At 33.0% G+C, this 19,489-nt stretch carries 16 protein-coding genes; 14 read left to right on the forward strand and 2 right to left on the reverse strand.

The annotated features are described in order from the left end of the window. From IW20_RS18070 to IW20_RS18100, 7 genes are all read left to right on the forward strand, one after another. On the forward strand, positions 1-1,293 hold the full coding sequence (locus tag IW20_RS18070; RefSeq protein ID WP_035625584.1) for a hypothetical protein: 1,293 nt from the start codon (positions 1-3) through the stop codon (positions 1,291-1,293). Between the two features lie 32 nt (positions 1,294-1,325). Beyond that, the gene (locus tag IW20_RS18075; RefSeq protein ID WP_051885904.1) at positions 1,326-2,567 is read left to right on the forward strand and encodes a hypothetical protein; all 1,242 of its coding nucleotides are present in this window, start codon (positions 1,326-1,328) and stop codon (positions 2,565-2,567) included. 4 nt (positions 2,568-2,571) lie between these two features. Then, positions 2,572-3,795: a hypothetical protein gene (locus IW20_RS18080; RefSeq protein ID WP_051885905.1), complete on the forward strand. Its 1,224-nt coding sequence runs from the start codon at positions 2,572-2,574 to the stop codon at positions 3,793-3,795. A 76-nt stretch (positions 3,796-3,871) separates the two neighbouring features. Continuing rightward, positions 3,872-4,819: a DUF4465 domain-containing protein gene (locus tag IW20_RS18085; protein WP_051885906.1), complete on the forward strand. Its 948-nt coding sequence runs from the start codon at positions 3,872-3,874 to the stop codon at positions 4,817-4,819. 213 nt (positions 4,820-5,032) lie between these two features. Then, a complete protein-coding gene (locus tag IW20_RS18090) occupies positions 5,033-5,443 on the forward strand; it encodes a hypothetical protein (protein WP_035625585.1) in 411 nt (136 codons plus the stop codon). A 340-nt stretch (positions 5,444-5,783) separates the two neighbouring features. Beyond that, entirely contained in the window at positions 5,784-7,199 is a 1,416-nt protein-coding gene (locus tag IW20_RS18095) for an aminotransferase-like domain-containing protein (protein WP_035625588.1), read from the forward strand. 135 nt (positions 7,200-7,334) lie between these two features. Next, a complete protein-coding gene (locus tag IW20_RS18100) occupies positions 7,335-7,826 on the forward strand; it encodes a GNAT family N-acetyltransferase (protein ID WP_051885907.1) in 492 nt (163 codons plus the stop codon). A 244-nt stretch (positions 7,827-8,070) separates the two neighbouring features. Here the strand turns inward: IW20_RS18100 and IW20_RS18105 are convergent, their stop codons facing one another. Then, entirely contained in the window at positions 8,071-9,144 is a 1,074-nt protein-coding gene (locus IW20_RS18105) for a BamA/TamA family outer membrane protein (protein ID WP_035625590.1), read from the reverse strand. Positions 9,145-9,325: 181 nt separating this feature from the next. Then, positions 9,326-10,096 (reverse strand): helix-turn-helix domain-containing protein, encoded by a 771-nt coding sequence (locus IW20_RS18110; protein ID WP_035625593.1) that lies wholly within the window; start codon positions 10,094-10,096, stop codon positions 9,326-9,328. 96 nt (positions 10,097-10,192) lie between these two features. On the opposite strand from IW20_RS18110, the gene IW20_RS18115 reads away from it, so the two are divergent. From IW20_RS18115 to IW20_RS18145, 7 genes are all read left to right on the forward strand, one after another. Further along, entirely contained in the window at positions 10,193-11,398 is a 1,206-nt protein-coding gene (locus tag IW20_RS18115; RefSeq protein ID WP_051885908.1) for a CynX/NimT family MFS transporter, read from the forward strand. Between the two features lie 222 nt (positions 11,399-11,620). Beyond that, a complete protein-coding gene (locus tag IW20_RS18120; RefSeq protein WP_035625596.1) occupies positions 11,621-12,244 on the forward strand; it encodes a hypothetical protein in 624 nt (207 codons plus the stop codon). Next, complete coding sequence (locus IW20_RS18125; protein ID WP_035625599.1) at positions 12,241-12,837, forward strand: hypothetical protein; 597 nt, start codon at positions 12,241-12,243, stop codon at positions 12,835-12,837. The genes IW20_RS18120 and IW20_RS18125 overlap by 4 nt, the downstream gene beginning before the upstream one ends. Positions 12,838-13,044: 207 nt before the next feature. Further along, positions 13,045-13,623: an RNA polymerase sigma factor gene (locus tag IW20_RS18130; RefSeq protein ID WP_035625602.1), complete on the forward strand. Its 579-nt coding sequence runs from the start codon at positions 13,045-13,047 to the stop codon at positions 13,621-13,623. Between the two features lie 227 nt (positions 13,624-13,850). Then, positions 13,851-14,699: a FecR family protein gene (locus IW20_RS18135; RefSeq protein ID WP_035625604.1), complete on the forward strand. Its 849-nt coding sequence runs from the start codon at positions 13,851-13,853 to the stop codon at positions 14,697-14,699. A 173-nt stretch (positions 14,700-14,872) separates the two neighbouring features. After that, complete coding sequence (locus tag IW20_RS18140) at positions 14,873-18,109, forward strand: TonB-dependent receptor (protein ID WP_035625607.1); 3,237 nt, start codon at positions 14,873-14,875, stop codon at positions 18,107-18,109. Between the two features lie 94 nt (positions 18,110-18,203). Continuing rightward, positions 18,204-19,489: hypothetical protein (locus tag IW20_RS18145; RefSeq protein WP_051885910.1), on the forward strand; the 1,286-nt coding region annotated here is incomplete at its 3' end.

Genomic DNA, 19,489 nt, shown 5'->3' on the forward strand with positions numbered 1-19,489 from the left:
ATGTATAACAAATCTTTAAAACACTTCCGAACGCTATTGCTTATACTCGCAGCAGCATTAGTTACCAATTGTTCCAGTGGCGACGATGGTTCTGATAATAGCAATCCGCCTACAGGAGGTATTGGTAACAATGAGTATAATGCGCAAAGAGCCACAATAGTACCAATTACAGTAAATAGTACCGTAAGTGCTAGTGCTACTTATAGTTGGAGCGTAACAAATTCTCCATCCGAAAATTATTCTTTGGCAAACAACACCGCAAAAGAAGTCTTATTTGCAGCAGCAGAAATAGGAACCTACGAACTTACTGTAGTTATAACGGATAACGGAAACACACAAACTCAAAAAATAAAAGTTCATGTAAGCAAAGAAGCTAAGGAATACAAAACTTTTATTGCAAAAGTATTTGATTTTAAACCAGCACCAGGACAATTTATAAATGATTTACCAGCAGCTAATGATGGTGAAACATACGATAAAATTTTAGGCAGAGCCAATACTTATCTAACCAAGAAAAACGGAGATCTGATTTCGCTTGGAGCATTTGGTGGTTATATTGTTTTCGGGTTTGACCATACAGTTGTAAACGTAAAAGGCAAACGCGATTTTAGGGTTTTAGGCAATGCTTTTTGGGCAGAAGCAAATCCTAATCCAGATTCATCCATGCGCGGTGGTAGTAGCGAAGCTGGAGTTATAATGGTTTCTTACGACAAAAATAAAAACGGACTTCCTGATGATGAATGGTATGAGATAGAAGGGGCAGGGCATAAAATGGCGAAAACTATCGCTAATTATGAAATTACGTATTATAGACCAGACCCGAATAAAATTCCAGTTCCAGGAGGCGGTACAGGATCTGTACTTTTTACAGATATAGAGTATATATACTGGAAAGACAATCAAGGAAAAGATGGCTATTTAGCACAAAACAATGCCTACAATCATTCTTTAGATTATTGGCCAAAATGGCTAAAAGATCAAGAAAAAATCACTTTTAAAGGTACACGATTACCAGATAATGCTGTTGACGAAAGCGGAACAGGAAGTTATTTTGTTCAGTACGCATTTTTATACGGTTATGCAGATAATGCTCCAAATACTGATAACGACTCTGCAATAGATATTGATTGGGCGATTGATAAAAACGGAAACAAAATTCATTTACCAGGAGTCGATTTTGTAAAAGTTTACAACGGACTTAATCAGCAAGCAGGATGGTTAGGAGAAACTTCTACCGAAATTATGGGAGCCAACGATTTGCACCTTTTAGGAGAAAATATTCCAACCCGATAATAAATTAACCAAAACCATTATATACCAAGACCATGAAAAAAAATGTTACCCATTTATTATTCCTCGCCCTCTTATTTGTAGGATGCAGCAGCAATGATGATGATACAAAACCTGTAGACGAAGCTAAGAATTCAATAGCAATTACACTTCAAGAAAAACATGATATAACTACATTTAGTGTATTAAATATAAATGCATCAGCTACTGTTACAAACCCAACTTATCAATGGGTAATGACAAAAAATCCCGTTAATAAAACCACCGATTCTATTGTTGGGAATACTAAAGATTTAAGATTCATTGCGCTATATTCAGGAGCATACGAACTTACATTAAACGTATCGGCAGATGGAAAAAAAGGAAGTAAAAAAACAATAGTTAATGTAACTAATGAGGCTAAAAATTACAATCCTTATATAACATCAATCTACGATTTTGATCCTGCACCGGGAATGTTTGCCAACGATTTATTTAAAACAGGATTTACAAAAGATGATGTAGTACGAACTGCATTAGGTAGAATCAATGAAACCAATGTAGGCTACCAATTGGACTTAGGTGGTTTTGGAGGTTCTATTATTGTAGGTTTTGATCATACTGTTATCAATACTCCGGGTGAAAGTGATTTTAAAATATATGGAGGAGATTTAACAGACAAAGCCAATCCGCCAGCACCAGGATTGATATATGTTGCTTATGATAAAAATGGTAACGGAAAACCAGACGAAGACGAATGGTATGAAATTATAGGAAGTCAGCATACAAAAGCAAACACAATTAAGAATTTTAAAATTACGTATCACAAAAAAGCTGCGGGAGTGCCTGTAGTTGTGGGAGGACCTAATGATATGTTCTCTGATCGTGAGCACGTTTTTTGCGAAAACAATCAGCCTGAATCGTATTATATGCCAAGATCTAAGAGTAAAAAAGAATATTATCCTTTATGGACGGCTCAAAATACAGTTACGTATGAAGGAACAAAACTAAATGTTGATTTTGTTACGGCACGCCCGGGACAAACTACATTATGGAATTTTACTCCTCCACAATGGGGATATGCAAATGCTGTCGATCCAAATATTGATATTGACTGGGCAGTAGATAAAAACGGGAATAAAGCCAATCTTCCGGGAATCAATTTTATAAAAGTAGTAAACTGCGTTAGCGAGCCAATGGGTCTTTGCCATCAACAATCTTCTATGGCTACCAGGTTTGCAGGCGCTGCAGATCTTCATTTATTAAAAAAATACAATTTAAAAAAAGTAAAAGAATAAGTATATGAAAAAGTATTTAAAACATAGTTTGTTTCTAGTAGCTATTGGTGCTTTTTATAGCTGTAGTAGTGATGATTCTAAACCCGAAGATATTAAAACAGAACCAGTAAAAGAGGCAACTATTGCATTAAAACTGGCTTCGGATTTTACAGTAAGCAGATACAATGTAGTAGCGATAGATCCAGAGGTTATTATAGAAAACAGTAATGATGCCGTTGCGCAATACAAATGGACAGTAAAAGTTTCTGGTAAAGATGGCATTGTAAAAGATTCTGTTATTGGAGACACTAAGACTTTACAGTTTATAGCGCCAAAAGCAGCTAATTATGCAGTAGATTTAACTGTAACATTGGGTAAACTTGTAAAACAAGCGGCTACAAAAGTTACCGTTTCAGAAACGGACAAAACCTATACTTCAAAAGCATTATCGATTATCGATTATTTACCTGCACCTAGTTATAGTAGTGACAATCTTGCTTTTTCTACCAAAGCCGAAGTTATGGCACAAATACAGTCTGATCTTGCAGAAGGAAATGTTGTTCCATTGGGAACATTTGGCGGATATATAGTTACAGCATTTGACCATACGGTTATAAACGCTTACGGCAAACGTGATTTTACGATTTTGATGAATGAGAACAGCGGTAGCTTGAAATTTTCTCCTGTAAGCATATATGTTGCCTATGATGCAAATAAAAATGGTATTGCAGACGAAAACGAATGGTATGAAATTGCTGGTAGTGAACATAATAAATCGACTACAGTTAAGAATTATGAAATTACATACAACAAACCAAACCCAAGTAAACCAGCCGTAACAGGTACGAAAGACTGGCAGTTTGATAAAGAATATCTTAAATGGACAGATAATAAAAATGCATCCAACTTTATTACAAAAACAAAAAAATGGAGACGCTATAATTATTATCCACAATGGTTGGGAGAATCATATACACTAAAAGGAACAAAAATATACTTGCCTGTAAAAGATGTAAGCGATGGCGATGGTACAACGTATAATGTAGGAACTTTTGAGTGGGGTTATGGCGGAATCAAAGATCCATCAATAGATATTAGTTGGGCTGTAGATAATAACGGAAAGAAAGTTCATTTACCAGGAATCGATTTTGTTAAAGTATACGTTTCGACATTTGCAGAAGCAGGCGCTACAGATTTGGTAACCAATTACTTTAGTCAAGCTGAAGATTTGAATTTTGCAAAAAAATAAATAATTAAAACCGCATATTAAATGCATTGTTACTCAAGTAATTAAATAAGAATATTAACCCCTAATTTTATAAATAATGAAAAAAGTACTTTATTTTTTGACAGTTGGTTTACTTTTAGGACTTTCGTCCTGTAGTAACGGAGATGATGTTTTAATTGATGCTAATGGAAATGCAATAGCAAACAGTGCAAATGCATCAACCAAAAGAATCTTGGCAGATCCAGCCATAGGAACTACAACAACGCTTAACCTAACGAGTTCTTTATTATCAAGCGGAATCACTACTACAGGTGGTAAATACTGGCAAAATACCTATGTGTCTAACACAAAACTAAGTGTAGATATCTTTACATTCTCACACACAGCTACATCTGCGGGATATAATTACTGGGATGGTTTTATCGTTTCTAACGTAAATGATATTAAAGATTACGGTTCTGGAGCAGCACCAGGCGGATCAGATGGTTGGGTGCCTCACCAATGGGGAACAATGGCAGGAAGTGGTTTTAATACTTCTTCTACCATTGCACCGGGAACTCCGGGAACAACGGGAGATCCATATATTGTAGCTTATTGGTCAAGCTATTTAGATCCTAAAAATCCACAAGGAACTACTTTCACCGAAGGAGGTTTCTCTAACTGGATAAAAATAGGAAACACAGGATCATACCAAGTAAAAGGATTAAAAATTAATATGCATCCATGGCCTTACTACGGTTGTTTAAACGGAGATGGTTTTGCTAAGAAATTTGTTTCTGGAGATCATTTCGAATTATTAATTTATGGTGTTGATGCAAGTGGAGTTATTTCAGCTCCAATTACGCATACATTAGCAAATCATACAGGAGGTTCTCTTGTTATGCCAACAGGTTGGATAGACGTAACCGCTATTAAACTTGCAAACTTAGGAGAAGTAAAATACCTTATTTTCCAAATGGCTTCAACAGATTCTGATCCTACTTACGGAATCAATACTGCAGCATACTTTTGTTTAGATAAACTTTCGGTAAAACGAGTAGACTAAAACTAAACGTTTACAATACCAAAAGAGCCATCCAAAAAGATGGCTCTTTTTTATTATCTAAAATATTCTTTATTGCTATTTAAAAATAACATCTCTTTAAATAATCTACCAATAAATAGCCTATATTTATAATCTGTATCCGTTTATAAATCGTTTTCTGTATCTGTATCTGTTTTTATTTGCTCCGTAAATTTGTAGTAAACAATACTACTTATGAATACTCAAATAAATAAAGCGCAACGTCTAGAATTTGGAACTGTAAATATCTCGCACCTTGGTAGTATTTTAAGTATATGCGATCGAGCAAAAGAACGAACTAAAAATGACCTAAATCTGATACAAAATAAAGAGGAGAATAATATTAATCATTTTGGACTTCCGCTAAGTGTGGCTCATTGCGGAAACCAAATGTTAGGCTACGGATTTGTATCGATTAATACTTCTGGAGAAATAGATTTTAATTATTGTTTTGATGAAAAAGAGCACAATGCATCCGAAATTAAAGAAGGTTTAGAACTAGAAGCAAAAAAGACATTTAAAGTTTTATTTAATGATAATGCTACTAAAGAAAATGCGGTACAAAATGCGATAGACAAGCTGGCAAACTGGATTAATCAGTGCTAGGAAATAGAAGGCTTAGAACTGATAATCAAGATTGGTTTTCTCAAAGTGAACCATAAGTTATATAAGTTCATTTAAGTGTAGTGTTTTAAACGTATATTTCTTAAATGACTTACTTAGTTTAATGACAAACGAAACATATAAGTTATGTAAGTTCATTTAAGTGTAGTGTTTTAAACTTATATTTTGTTAAATGACTTACATGGTTTAATGATAAACGAATCATATAAGTTATGTAAGTTCATTTAAGTATAGTGTTTTAAGCTTATATTTTGTTAAATGACTTACATGGTTTAAACTTTTTTTACTCAAAGTAAATCACATCCAAGATTAAAATAAAAAAATGGCTAAAGAAGTCTTATATATAAAAATTGCACACATTATTCAGGAACAGATTCTATCCGAAACGCTAAAAATAGGGGATAAGCTGCCTTCAATTCGTGCGCTACAAAAATTATATAACGTAAGCATAAATACAGTTAAACAAGCATTTTTAGAGTTAGAAAGTAAATCCTTGATAGAGTCAAGACCTAAATCTGGGTTTTATGTGAGTAATACATCCAATAGGAAATTTTCGATTCCTTCGATGAATAAATTAAAAGTATCTGAAACCCAAAAAAGTCCTGACGACTTAATTACCAAGGTATTTGACACTTTTGCAGATAAAAGTATTACCCAATTCTCCTTAGGAGTTCCGCATAAGAGTTTGCTACCTATAGCCAAACTGAACAAGGGAATTATCAAGGCTATGCGAAATATGGAAGAAAGTGGAACTGATTATAATTTGGTTCAAGGAAATTTAAACCTAAGACGTAATCTTGCAAAATGGTCGCTTGTATTAGAAGGTAAACTAACCGAAGATGATTTTGTAACAACATCTGGAGCCATGAATGCAATTTATAGTTGCTTAATGGTTTCGACACAGCGAGGAGATACGATTGCTATAGAAAGTCCTGTTTATTTTGGAATACTACAAATAGCAAAGTCTATGGGACTTAATGTTATCGAGTTACCAACACATCCCACAACAGGAGTAGATCTGGAAGCATTAAAAAAAGTAATCCCAAAGATTAAGGCGTGTTGCTTTATGAGTAATTTTAGTAATCCATTGGGGAGTTTAATGCCCGATGAAAACAAAAAAGAATTGGTTGAATTGCTTACTTATCACAACATTCCGCTTATAGAAGATGATTTGTATGGCAATCTTTTCTTTGGTGCAGCCAGACCAAAACCATGTAAATATTATGACGAAGCTGGAATTGTAATGTGGTGCGGATCAGTATCTAAAACACTTGCACCAGGATATAGAGTAGGGTGGGTGGCTCCGGGTCAGTTTAAAGAGAAAATAATCAGACAGAAATTAGTACAAACAATCTCTACGCCGTCTTTATATCAGGAAGTAGTTGCCGATTTTATGGAATTTGGGAGATATGATCATCATCTAAGAAATTTCAGGCATACATTACATACCAATTGCTTGCATTTTCAGCGTGCTGTAGAAGATTATTTTCCTGAGAATACTAAGATTTCTCAACCGCAAGGAGGTTCTTTTCTTTGGCTCGAACTAGACAAAAATATTGATACCGCCTCTTTATATGACATTGCTATAAAGCAAAAAATCAGCTTTGCACCAGGTCGAATTTTTACACAACATGATCAATATAACAATTGTATGCGACTCAATTTTGCCTTAGAGTGGAATGAAAAACTCAACAATGATATAAAACGTTTAGGTACAATTGTAAAAAATGCTTTGTGATTCTATTATCAACCATAACCTCTTAACTGTCATTGTGACAGCATGTTTTAAAACGTGTTAAAGTTTTATCTAATTAAATAATAATCAATCTTTTAACTAAACACACTTAAACTAATAAATTCAACATAAAAAAGAATGAATCAAGATATAATTAATCTAAAATCAAGAATAAAAATAATAGATTACACAGATCAATTTAAAGAATATATCAAAATCCTGAACTACGCTTGGCTAGAAAAGTTTTTTAAAATTGAAAAAATGGATCAGGTTTCACTATCAAATCCGAAAGAAGAAATTATCGATAAAGGTGGTTTTATATATTACGCTACACTAGATAATGAAATTGTTGGTACAGCATCACTTCTTAAAAAAAGCGATACTATTTTCGAATTAGGGAAAATGGCAGTCAGTGATAAAGCGCAAGGTTTTGGTATTGGCACATTATTATTAAAACATTGCCTCACGACAGCAAAAGAAATGAAAATAGAAAAACTAATTCTATATTCTAATACAAAATTAGGATCTGCAATACATCTTTATCGCAAATATGGATTTGAAGAAATCCCGTTGGAGCAGGGGCTTTATGAAAGAGCAGATATTAAAATGGAAAAGAAGCTAGGGATTTAACACATAGATTTCTTGGTATTTAACCGCAAAGCAAGCAAAGGTTTACGCAAAGTCCGCAAAGTTTTTCCTCGATATTGTCATTTCGACGCAGGAGAAATCTCCTCGAGTAGCTCGACAAAGATTATGGAGTTTCTTGTGAAGATTTACTTCGTCTGTTCGCTATCGCTCGAGTCTCCTGCGTCGAAATGACAAGTTTGTGGCTAATCCGTATCATCCGCGTTCCTCCACAAACAAGGAATAACTTTTAAAAAGCTTCACCAATGCGGAAATAAAGTCCCCAATCGCCTTTTCCTACCGCTGCATCCAAGCCAACATTAAATTTCTCGTGTTTAAATGCTCTGTAGCGATAACCAATTCCAGCACCAGGATATAAATTCCAATTAAAATCGGAGGTATCAGAACCATAAATAGTTGCTACGCCTGCAAAACCAACAAGCCCCATTTTTTTATTAAAGTTATAACGGTATTCACCTTGTAAAGCCATTAGTCCGTCGCCACGATATTTACCTTCAGAATATCCTCTAATATCCTCACCACCAATAGTTACTTGCTGCTCAAAAGAAATATTTCCTAAACCAAACTTGCCCGAAAAGCGCGCTGCCAGCACATCAGTTCCACCTCGCATCGGGAAGTATTTATTATATTCCGATAAAATTTTATTGGCACTAACATCATTCCCAATCCATGTAGGATAACTAATCCATCTTAATTTTGCTTTATCACCTTTGGTAGGATAATAAACAGCATCACGAGTATCATACATCATATTTATTTGTAAACCATTTGTTTGCGTAACAGACGATGGTTGTATATCATCTTCGTATTTTGTGTCGTAATGCGCATACGAATAACCAATTCCTGCATATAATGCTTTAACCAGTTTACGCTGAATAGTCATGGCTAGAACAGTTTTTTTGGTTGAATAGTCATAAAAATCAGGTGTATCAATATCATCTACATAAAACTGAGCATTCTGATTACCAGTTATAAAAATAAATTGTGCACGCCACTTATCTTCATTAAAGTACCATTTGTTAAAAGAAGCTACAAAATAAGATTTATTGGTAGTATAAACTGCCGATATTCCCGATAGCGATTTAGGTGAAATAGTATCAGCTTTATTGAGTTTATACATCATCATAGGAATAGCACCAAACATAAAATCCAACGTTCTGTTGTAATTAAGATAAGGCATTACATTAAAATCGATATTCTTGGGTTCTGCTTTAGCTTTAGCAATGCTATCGGCTGGTTTTGTTTGGGATGATGCACATAAACAAAATAAAAAAAGCAATATAGTAGATAAGATTCTATGCATTTTGGATTTATTTTTAAGTTACTTTAAAAACTATTTAATGTATTCCAGAGGGTATGCAAATGAGGTAATTCTTGACGCAAGCAAATAAATTTATGCTTGATAAATCTTAAAGATAAATTATTTTTTTTAAAGCAGCAAAAGCATGTCGTACAGAACCTTATATTCTATATCGCATTGATAACTAACCACCTAAAAACTCATTAGGTCTTTTATTCAGAATCTGAAAAAAACTAGCACTAAATGCTTGAATACTTTTATAACCTACAAGATAAGCTACTTGAGATACGGTATATTTTCCGGTACTTAAAAGTTCAACTCCTTTTATAATGCGCACAAACTGAATATATTTAGAAATTGTAATTGTTGTTTCTTTCTTAAATACTCTTTCTAAGGATCTTAATGACATATTATTGTTCTCGGCAATTGTACTAACTTGTAAATCATTGCCAATATTATCTATTATAAAGTTGCTTATTTGCAACAAACGTTCATCATTTGGGATTACAACATTTAAAGCAATTGCATCTTTAAAAAAGCTAGGTAACTCTACAAAAATAGCATTCAAGAAAGCTTCTTCCTCAACCGAATATGCTTCTTTTTTGCTCCATTTAGAAGAATATGATATAATTTCCCGAAGCACTGGAGGAACAGAAAAAATTCTTAGTTTATCATAAAATTTGTCTTCCTCATTAACAGAATAAAAAATGGTTCTCAAGTTTATATCTTCAGAAACTGCAGTAGTTCTATGAGATAGGTTTGAGGGAATCCATGCAGCATGATTTTGAGGTAGGAGATAGATACGCCCAGCCACATGTAAGTACTGAAAACCTTTTTCTACATAAACAAGTTGCGCTCTTTTATGAAAGTGCTCATCGGTGTCATGTACCCAATTATCTTCAAACCAAACATAGGCTTTCTTGGCAATTTTGTCTACTAATTCATGGTTCTTCATAATATATCACGCAATTAACTTTTGTCGTTTTAGATTAAACATCTGGCAAATTTAATTATAATACGCATTGTAAATTTGCCGTAGAAAAAAAATAATATGAATAAGCATAAAAAAGACAGAAAAAGTAAGATTGGATTTTTTTTCGGAATTTTACTGCCATTCCTCGGGATATTATTTGTTGCCTCAACATTACGAGCACCATTAACTGCCTTAGGACCTGTATTAACAGAGATTAGTAAATCATTAAGTTTGTCTAACAGCGAAGCAGGATTTCTTACAACCATTCCGTTAATGGCATTTGCATTCCTATCAATACTTGTTGGTCAGTTATCTAAAAAATTGAGTCTGGAGAAATTTCTACTTTTTTCGATTCTGCTTTTAATTGCAGGATTATACATAAGAGTAATGGGATCAGTAATGACACTATTTTTAGGATCGGCTATATTGGGTATTGCAATTTGTATAGGAAATGTTTTAGTACCAGGATATATCAAAAAGACTTTCCCTAATAAATCCGGAATGGTTATCGGTTTCTATTCTGTATCGATGAATCTTACTGCTGCTCTGGCTTCAGGATTTAGTATCGCAATAGGTAAATTAAGTGGTTTCGGCTGGAAAGGTTCTTTAGGTATATGGATATGGATTGCTGTATTTTCTTTTTTAATATGGTTGCCTATCGCATTAAAAAGAACAGAAAATATAGAAAAAGTTGGAATAGTAAAGAGTAATTTAAACATCTTTAAATCACCATTAGCATGGCAAATTAGTGTATTCATGGGACTACAATCATTAATGTATTACTCGATTGTAACTTGGTTGCCAATGCTTTTACAGGGTTTCGGGATGGTAAAAGAAGAAAGCGGTTGGGTTTTGTCTTTTATGCAAATGGCAATGTTGCCTCTAACTTTTCTTGGGCCGATTATAGCATCTAAACTTAAAAACCAAAAAAGCTTAATTGTAGTTGTTGCAGCAGGAATGTTTATTAGTGTTTTGCTGATACTATTCTTTCAGTTACAATATATTTATATCGCAGTAATTCTTTTCGGGATATCCTCAGGATTATCATTCAGTCTGTCAATGATGTTTTTTGTACTTCGTACAGCAGATAGTCACACAGCCACAAGAATATCTGGTATGGCACAATCAGTAGGTTATTTATTAGCTGCATTTGGACCTCCTATTTTTGGTAGTTTGTATGAATACGGAAACAACTGGAATTTGTCTTTATATTTCCTTTTAATAATGGCTGTAATAATGTTTTTTGTAGGTCTTAAGGCAGCAAGAAACAGAATAATAAATTAAGAATAATAACAACTTATTTAGGTTTAAAACAGGCATTTATTGCCTGTTTTTTTTATGTCTGTAAACATATTAATTATAAGAATTTAACATCTTCAAAATAGGTATAAATACGGTATAGGTATTTAAATTTTCGCTTTAAATTGTAGATAAATTCAAAAACCTCAAACCAAAGATTATCAAAGTATAGAAAAAGGAAAATTCAACCTCTAAATTATTATGATAATGGACAAAATTAAATTGAATTTCATCAACAAATCTAATGACTCAGATAACAATAATGTTGTTATTTTTCAACAAAATGTTGCAGACAATTTTAGAGAAAATGCTATTGCCTGGAAAGTAATCGAAAACAGTGGCAGACTAGATAATCATCCTTTTACATTTTCAATGGGTTATGAAATATCAGCTTCCGATTCATACGGCAATTTTACTCCTATGTTTTATACGTACGAGGGATCTGTGTATGAAATGGTGAAGGATTCCGCTGGTAATGTGCTTAGAGCTACATCAAACCCAGCTCCAAATCTTAGCCAAATAGAAATAAAAAACGGACTCTCATCCGGAATAATTAATGCAAACTGTTACAGAAACAATAGATTAATTGCTACAAAAACAAACTTAAAACCTGGAGATAAAGCCGTTTTTGAGTTTTATCCAAGACTTTTTATAGGTGTTGTTCCCGAAATAGAAGAAGGAGACGTATTAGACTCTGCAACAATCTCACAGATTAATTCGCAAATTAATTTATTTGGTATAACGAGTGCAGATATCGTTATGACAGGTGGAGGACCAGGTAATAATTCGACACCATTTAATTTTAGCTTAGAAAACATAAACAAACAATGAACCGAGATATAAAACCATTAGATTTTTTTCAGTACAAACCTTTTTCCAAAAATTCAGTCAATTTTACATTCCTTGCCAAATTAGCTGGATTAAAAATGAAGGGAGATAGAGAACAAATACAAAATGAAGCAATAGCTTATATTGACGGAATTGCGCCTTATGAATCACAATATGTATCTAATCCGAACGACCTAGAAGGAAACATTGGCAAATTCAAATCATTTTATAACATCTTAAATAAAGACAAAAATTTCGCCCAAATAATAGAGCAAACTTGTCTATTCTTTAATACTAATGTAAATGATTTTTTAATCTATCTAAAAAGTGATTCTTATCTGGAAAACAAAGAGAGATTATGGGAATCATATTTTGCTTTGATTATAGAAATGGGATTTCAAAGCGAGAATCGTACTGCAATAATAAAAGCAATAGGGCTTTGTAATTTTCTAGAAACAATATTTAATCATCTAGATGACAACAAATTAAAAACCACACTCAATACAACAAAATTAATATCTCTGTTTAATGCAAATATTATTTTAGATAAAGATATATTCCCGCTTCCTTCCTCATCATACATCTCTTTTAATTAATACGATACAAAGAGCCTTCCTAAAAAGAGGGCTCTTTTTTTTATTATAATAGTTCCTGTAATTAAATAGGTAAGCAATTGAGAATAAAACGATAAATCAGATATAGTGTAATATTAATAAATTATTAAATGACTAAACCACAAAAATATTGATAAGGGTTTAATCTTACTTTTGTAAGGGTCTTCTTTAACGATTTAAAATTACAATATGAGTTCTAATTTAGTAATAAGGTTAAGAGAGGGAGATGATTCCTGCTTCAAAGAAATTTATGATCTATATCATTATAAAGTATTTTGTTTTATAAAAAAATACACATCACAGCTTGCAGATTCAGAAGATGTGACACAAAATGTATTCATACATCTTTGGAAATACAGAACCAAATTAGATCCAAATGTAAGCTTAGAATCTATCTTGTTTAAAAGCTCTAAACAGGAAATCTCGAAATGGTATAAAAAACAAAACAGAATCTTTTCTGTAGAAAATGACCAGTTAATTAAGGAACTCGATAGCGCATCCGAAACTGAAGATGATATAAGCTCTAAGCTAGAAAAAATCGAATATCTGCTTAATAAAATTCCTCCAAAAAGAAGAAAAATATTCAATCTTCATAAATTTGAAGACCTTAGTTATAAAGAAATTGCTGTAGAGATGGATATGTCGCCAAGCGCCGTTGCTAACCAAATCTCTAAGACCTTACAATTTCTTAAAAAAAATTCTGTGCACAATCATGAGTTGTACTGGTTTGCATTATTCTTTATAAGTCAGCCAAGTTTGATGTTATAATATGATTCCTCATTTTATTTCCTTTACAATACTTCTTACCAGCTCTTTTTTTCTTTTTTCTAAGAGTTTTTCTGCTTTTTACAATCAAATAAACATCCCTCAAATGGTTACTTAGATTAAGAAAACGTTAATAGTAATATCACCCCATGATATTTACCCGACTAGGAATCTAATGTAATTGAATTGATAAAATTCATATATAATTTTCAATAGTAAACTTAATTGTAATGAAATCTAAAAGATTAAAAGAAGAATGGAATGCAATACCAAATAGAGGTATACTTCCTGACCAAATTACATCCCGTATGTGGGATAACATTCAGAAAGTTACAATTAATAAATACAAAAGCTTTTATAATTGGGTCGCAGCAGCGTGTGCAGTAATAATTATGTCGTTTACCGGATATCAGTTTTTTGCTCCATCACATAATAACGCAATCGCAATTACTTCTACAAAAACATTTAGCAAAGATATACGCCTGATATGTTTACCAGATGGAACTCGCGTATGGTTAAATCAAAATACGCTAATAGAATATCCAACTGAGTTTGCTGAAAATGAAAGATCGGTAAAACTAACTGGTGAAGCTTTTTTTGAAGTAAAAAGAGATGTATCACGACCTTTTGTAATTACTTCGGGCGCTATAAAAACGACAGTTTTAGGCACATCCTTTAATATAAGTTCTTATGCAAACAAAGAACCAGAAGTAAATGTAAGAACTGGAAAGGTAAAAGTAGAGAGTAATAAAGATGTAGTTTTCCTAGTAAGAGGGGATAAGGCAATTTATAATAATGCTGCCGCAAAAATAGAAAAGCAAAAAACTACATTGCTTGAGCCTGAGTGGAAAAAGGTTCTAATTTATGTAGATGGATTAACTCTCGCTCAAGTTATAGAGAAACTAAAACTCGAGCATAATTTTACGGTAAACTATCTTGATGAAAATCTAAAAAACCTTAAAATACAAGGAACTCTCGATACCAGACAAGGATTTTATGAAATGCTTCAAACTATTGCTTTTGCTCTGGAAATTAAAATCAGAGCGACTGATAAAGATGCCTATCTCATAAGTAGGTAATCGTTCTATATATTTTTTAGAATATCCATTTATAGAAAAAATACAGCAGCATTAAATCAAAAAAAAGGGGATTTAATGGCTAGCTGCTAGGAAACCATTAAAAATTACAAAAATATTAACCCAAAATTTCATCTTAAAAAAAAACACCAATAACAAACTAACAATTATCAATTATGAACAATGATTACTCCAGGCAATTTGCCATTTGGATTTTGTTTTTCGGATTATTCTTCGGAACAAACATTATTTACTCACAAACCGGAACAGTTTCGGTTGATTTTAAAAACTCTACACCACAAAAAATTATTGATAATTTAAAATCCAGAACACCATATCAATTTATTTATCAGAAAGATTTAGATCTAAGCTTACCACTAGTTACACTAAAAAAAGAAAATGTTACGATTGATGAAATTTTAAATGATTTACAAAATCAAACTAATTTAAATTTCAGAAGAAACGAAAATAATATAGCCGTTAATAGGAAAGACGCGAGCAAAAAAAAAAAGAAGGGGAAAATCGTAGGTAAAGTTGTTGATGTAAACGGACTTTCGTTACCAGGAGCTAATATAAAAGTTGTTGAAGCTAATTTAGGCGTACAATCAGACATAGACGGAAATTATATTGCAGAATTAGAACCTGGTGAATACACAGTAGAAATTAGTGTAATATCGTTTCAATCGCAAAAAATTACTGGCGTAAAAGTGACTGAAGGCGGCGAAACTCCTTTGGTAGTTTCCTTAAAAGAAGATGCGCAATCGCTGGATGAAGTCGTAATTATACAAAACTATAAACAAGCAACAGCATCTGTTCAGGGAATGTTATTGCAGCAAAAAAAAGCGGCACAATTCTCTGATGGAATCTCGGCAGAACAAATAGCAAGAACACCAGACAAAGATGTTGGTAGTGCACTTAAGCGTATTACGGGCGTAACAACAATTGATAATAAATATGTTGTAGTTCGCTCTATGGGAGAACGTTGGAACCAAGCTGTAATGGACGGAATCACGTTACCAAGTACAGATGCTTATAAACAAAATTTTTCTTTTGATGCTATACCTACTACAATGGTAGAGAGCATTGTAGTAAGCAAATCGGCAACACCAGATATGTACGCCAATTTTGCAGGAGGATATGTCGAGATAAAAACAAAGGATATTCCTAAAGAAGATTTCACGAGTTTTTCTGTAAGTACCTCCTATAATAGCAGAAGCACATTTAAAGAAAGACTTACAAAACAAGAAGGTGATTATGATTATTTAGGTTTTGATGACGGAAGACGTGATTACCCTACAAATCTAGTGTCTTTGCCAATACCAACAAATGAAGCTGAATCGGGTCCTTTTATAGAACAGTCTAAAAAATTCACAGAAGACAATTTTACCACCTATAAAACGTATGGCGCACCTGGAACAACATTACAATTTGGATTAGGAAGATCTTATAAATTAAAAAACAATAACAAATGGGGATTTGTAGGCTCCTTGTTATTTAAAAATACGCAAGAAAACTTAGACATTGAACATACACAAAGAGCAAGTAATGCCGATAATTCTAAGTTTACAGCAGAAAATGAAAAAACAATATTTTCAACTTTTACAAAATATGGTTTTAAAAATTCAGGGACCAATTATAATTTTAATTCTACTTTAGGTGGGATGTTCAATGCTGCAATCCAGCTTGGTAATCATAAAATAACCACTCGTAATACGGTTATGCATATCTATAACAATCAGCTAACTCAAATTACAGGATGGGATGACAATGATAGCTTAGATAATATTATGAATGGTAGTTTGCTTCCAACTACATCAGAAACAAATTATCCTGTTTATCAGACTTTAGTACAAAGTAAAATAGAAGGAAATCATAAATTAGATGAATTAGAAATCAATTGGTACGCTGCTTATAACACAGTTTCAAAGGATACTAAGGACGCAACTTTTTTAGATACGTTTAGAAACAAAATTGGTGATGATGTAATTCTTAATCATTTCGTCTATAATTCAGCTTTTATGTTTCCATTTAGCCGAAGCAACTTTACCAATGACGAAGTTGATTATAACTTTGCTTTAAATTTTAATTACTCTTTTGACTTTGGAGATTCTTTCACAAATGATATTAAGGCAGGTTATTTTGGAACCTATAAAAAAGCTACAAATCAACAAGAATCTGCTAAAATGGTTGTGCTTAGAGGAATTAATGAGAATAATGCTAAGATTTACGAACCTCTTTCTCAATTTTTAGATGGCTCCAGATATCATTATGGAGGTTTTGGATGGCAGGATTATGGTGTGTACGGAAACAAATATGTAGGAGATGTAAAAGTGCATTCCCCTTTTTTGATGCTGGATGATAAAATTGGGCGTCATATAAGATTAATATGGGGTGTAAGAGCAGAAAGTTACATCTATACAGAAATTGAAAGTCAATCAGAAAAGGCTGAAGATTTTGGAAAAGGTCAGAAAGATGATAAATTATGGCAATTTTTACCATCAGCCAGTTTAATTATTAGTCCTACAAATAAAATGAATATCCGATTAGGGTATAACAAATCTGTTTTACGTCCTCAATTTTCAGAGCGTTTAAGTATTCCTTATTTTGATCCAATTCAATCTGCTAAAATTTATAATTATGGAGGCGGAATGATTTCAAGTGTGGCCAATAATTATGATTTTAAAATGGAGTGGTTTCCATCTGGAGGAGAAATTTTATCTTTTGGCGTCTACCATAAAGATATAGATAATCCGATGGAAGCTGTTGGTAGTTTAAACCCATCCAGAGTTAGAAATATTTATAATCTTAATTCAAATAATGCCAAACTCTGGGGAGTAGAGTTAGAGATTTACAAGAGTCTTTCTTTTCTTGGAGAGGGTAAAACTCTAAAAAATATTTTTATATCTGGTAATGCTTCTCTTAATAGTACAAAAGTAACTTCATATGTAAATTTAGATGGAACAGGAGGACTTTATGAGGCTAACAGACCTCTTTACGGACAATCACCTTATAGCTACAATTTAGGACTAGATTATGTAGGAGAACGTATGGGCTTTAGTATAAGACAGAACGGAATTGGAGATCAATACATACTTGTAGGATTTGATTATCAATCTGAAGAAATCAGAATGCCTTATGCTGTAACTGATGCTCAAGTAAGTTATAAATTTTTTAAAGAAAGAAATCTAGAGCTAAAATGCAGCATGAAAAATATTTTTGATGCAGCTATTCAAACTTATGACAACTCAAATAGTTATTCCCACATCGAAGATGTTCCTAACGGTTCCAATCCAAGAGACCGATTTTCTTTGGGAGCTAATGCTACTAACAAATATGACGAGGATATTGATAAGGTAATATTTAAAGCTAAAAGCGGCAGAACAATAAGTGTATCAATTAATTATTCGTTTTAAGTGAGATTTTTATCTAAAAACTAAGGAAAGATATTTTGCTGCTCTTTCTAAAGGTTGGTTTTAAGAGCGGCAAATATCTAATAAATATACTTTTATGAAAAAATTACTATTATGTGCAATGATAGCTCTATCCGTGAGCTCTTGCCAAAACGATGATTCTGCTGTCAATTCTTCTTTTTCTATGAAAGCTTCTAGTGCAGATTACACAGGATATCCAGCAACTGTACAAACTGTAAGTGGCGCTATTACAACCAATACAACCTGGACAAACGACAGAGTGTGGGAAATTAGCGGAATAGTTACTGTAAAAAATGGGGCAACCTTAACCATTGAAGCAGGTACATATATTAAAGCAAAGTTTTTAGGTAATTATATAGCAACAGGAGTACTTCTTATCACTAAAACAGGGAAAATTGATGCACAAGGAACAGCAACAGCACCAGTAATTTTTACAAGTTATAATTTATTAGATGGAAACTTAAATACTACAGCACTTCCAGGAGATTTTGGAGGTGTAGTACTTTTAGGTGATGCGAGAATTAATACTTTATCCACTACAAATCTTGTAGAAGGACTGGATGATCAACCTATTTCTGCCGATTTTTATTATGGAGGATTAAATGATTTACACAATTCAGGAGCTTTAAATTATGTACGAATCGAATTTGCAGGAAGACTTTTAGATGCTAATTCAGGATTAAGCGCATTCACTTTTGCCGGAGTAGGTAGTAGTACAATAGTAGACCATGTTCAGGTATCTTATTCTAAAGATGATAATTTTGAGTTTTTTGGAGGAACAGTAAATGCAAGTCATTTAGTCGCTTTTGCAGCTTATGATGATAATTTTGATTTTAATCTGGGATATACAGGAAAAATCATAAAAGCAATTGCAATTGCCAACAGTGATACTTATCTGAGTCAAAGTGGTGGAAATCCAGATTCTAATGGGATCGAATTAGATAATAATCCAAATGGTCAGGCAACATCACTTATTACACATCCAGTTATTTCTCAGATGTCTATTATTGGCGTTAGCTCTAATACAATAGCAGATTTATACGAAAATGCGATACATATACGTCGATTAGGAGAAATAAGCCTTACCGATGTTACTACTACAGGATATAATACAGGAATTAGATGGGAGTCACCTTCATCTCCAATCAGTTCTTCAAGATTAAGAATATCAATTCACGCATTTGATAACCCAATATTGCCAGTAGGAACAGCAATAGGCGGTATAGGTTCTAGCACTTCTGTAGTAGATCCAGCTACAAAATGGAACCTTCTACAACCTTTCTACAACAATGGAACATTAAATTTTACAGGCGCAACAGGGGCATTTAAAACAGAAGCTCTCTGGACAAACACTTGGACTAA

This window comes from Flavobacterium hydatis (genome assembly GCF_000737695.1).
GTDB lineage: Bacteria > Bacteroidota > Bacteroidia > Flavobacteriales > Flavobacteriaceae > Flavobacterium > Flavobacterium hydatis.

What these genes read in the sequence shown, in the direction of transcription:
- IW20_RS18120 (WP_035625596.1), top strand. Translation starts at nt 11,621, where the DNA reads ATGGACAAAATTAAATTGAATTTCATCAACAAATCTAATGACTCAGAT.
- IW20_RS18085 (WP_051885906.1), top strand. Translation starts at nt 3,872, where the DNA reads ATGAAAAAAGTACTTTATTTTTTGACAGTTGGTTTACTTTTAGGACTT.
- IW20_RS18070 (WP_035625584.1), top strand. Translation starts at nt 1, where the DNA reads ATGTATAACAAATCTTTAAAACACTTCCGAACGCTATTGCTTATACTC.
- IW20_RS18130 (WP_035625602.1), top strand. Translation starts at nt 13,045, where the DNA reads ATGAGTTCTAATTTAGTAATAAGGTTAAGAGAGGGAGATGATTCCTGC.
- IW20_RS18090 (WP_035625585.1), top strand. Translation starts at nt 5,033, where the DNA reads ATGAATACTCAAATAAATAAAGCGCAACGTCTAGAATTTGGAACTGTA.
- IW20_RS18100 (WP_051885907.1), top strand. Translation starts at nt 7,335, where the DNA reads ATGAATCAAGATATAATTAATCTAAAATCAAGAATAAAAATAATAGAT.
- IW20_RS18080 (WP_051885905.1), top strand. Translation starts at nt 2,572, where the DNA reads ATGAAAAAGTATTTAAAACATAGTTTGTTTCTAGTAGCTATTGGTGCT.
- IW20_RS18140 (WP_035625607.1), top strand. Translation starts at nt 14,873, where the DNA reads ATGAACAATGATTACTCCAGGCAATTTGCCATTTGGATTTTGTTTTTC.
- IW20_RS18125 (WP_035625599.1), top strand. Translation starts at nt 12,241, where the DNA reads ATGAACCGAGATATAAAACCATTAGATTTTTTTCAGTACAAACCTTTT.
- IW20_RS18135 (WP_035625604.1), top strand. Translation starts at nt 13,851, where the DNA reads ATGAAATCTAAAAGATTAAAAGAAGAATGGAATGCAATACCAAATAGA.
- IW20_RS18105 (WP_035625590.1), bottom strand. Translation starts at nt 9,144, where the DNA reads ATGCATAGAATCTTATCTACTATATTGCTTTTTTTATTTTGTTTATGT.
- IW20_RS18110 (WP_035625593.1), bottom strand. Translation starts at nt 10,096, where the DNA reads ATGAAGAACCATGAATTAGTAGACAAAATTGCCAAGAAAGCCTATGTT.
- IW20_RS18095 (WP_035625588.1), top strand. Translation starts at nt 5,784, where the DNA reads ATGGCTAAAGAAGTCTTATATATAAAAATTGCACACATTATTCAGGAA.
- IW20_RS18075 (WP_051885904.1), top strand. Translation starts at nt 1,326, where the DNA reads ATGAAAAAAAATGTTACCCATTTATTATTCCTCGCCCTCTTATTTGTA.
- IW20_RS18115 (WP_051885908.1), top strand. Translation starts at nt 10,193, where the DNA reads ATGAATAAGCATAAAAAAGACAGAAAAAGTAAGATTGGATTTTTTTTC.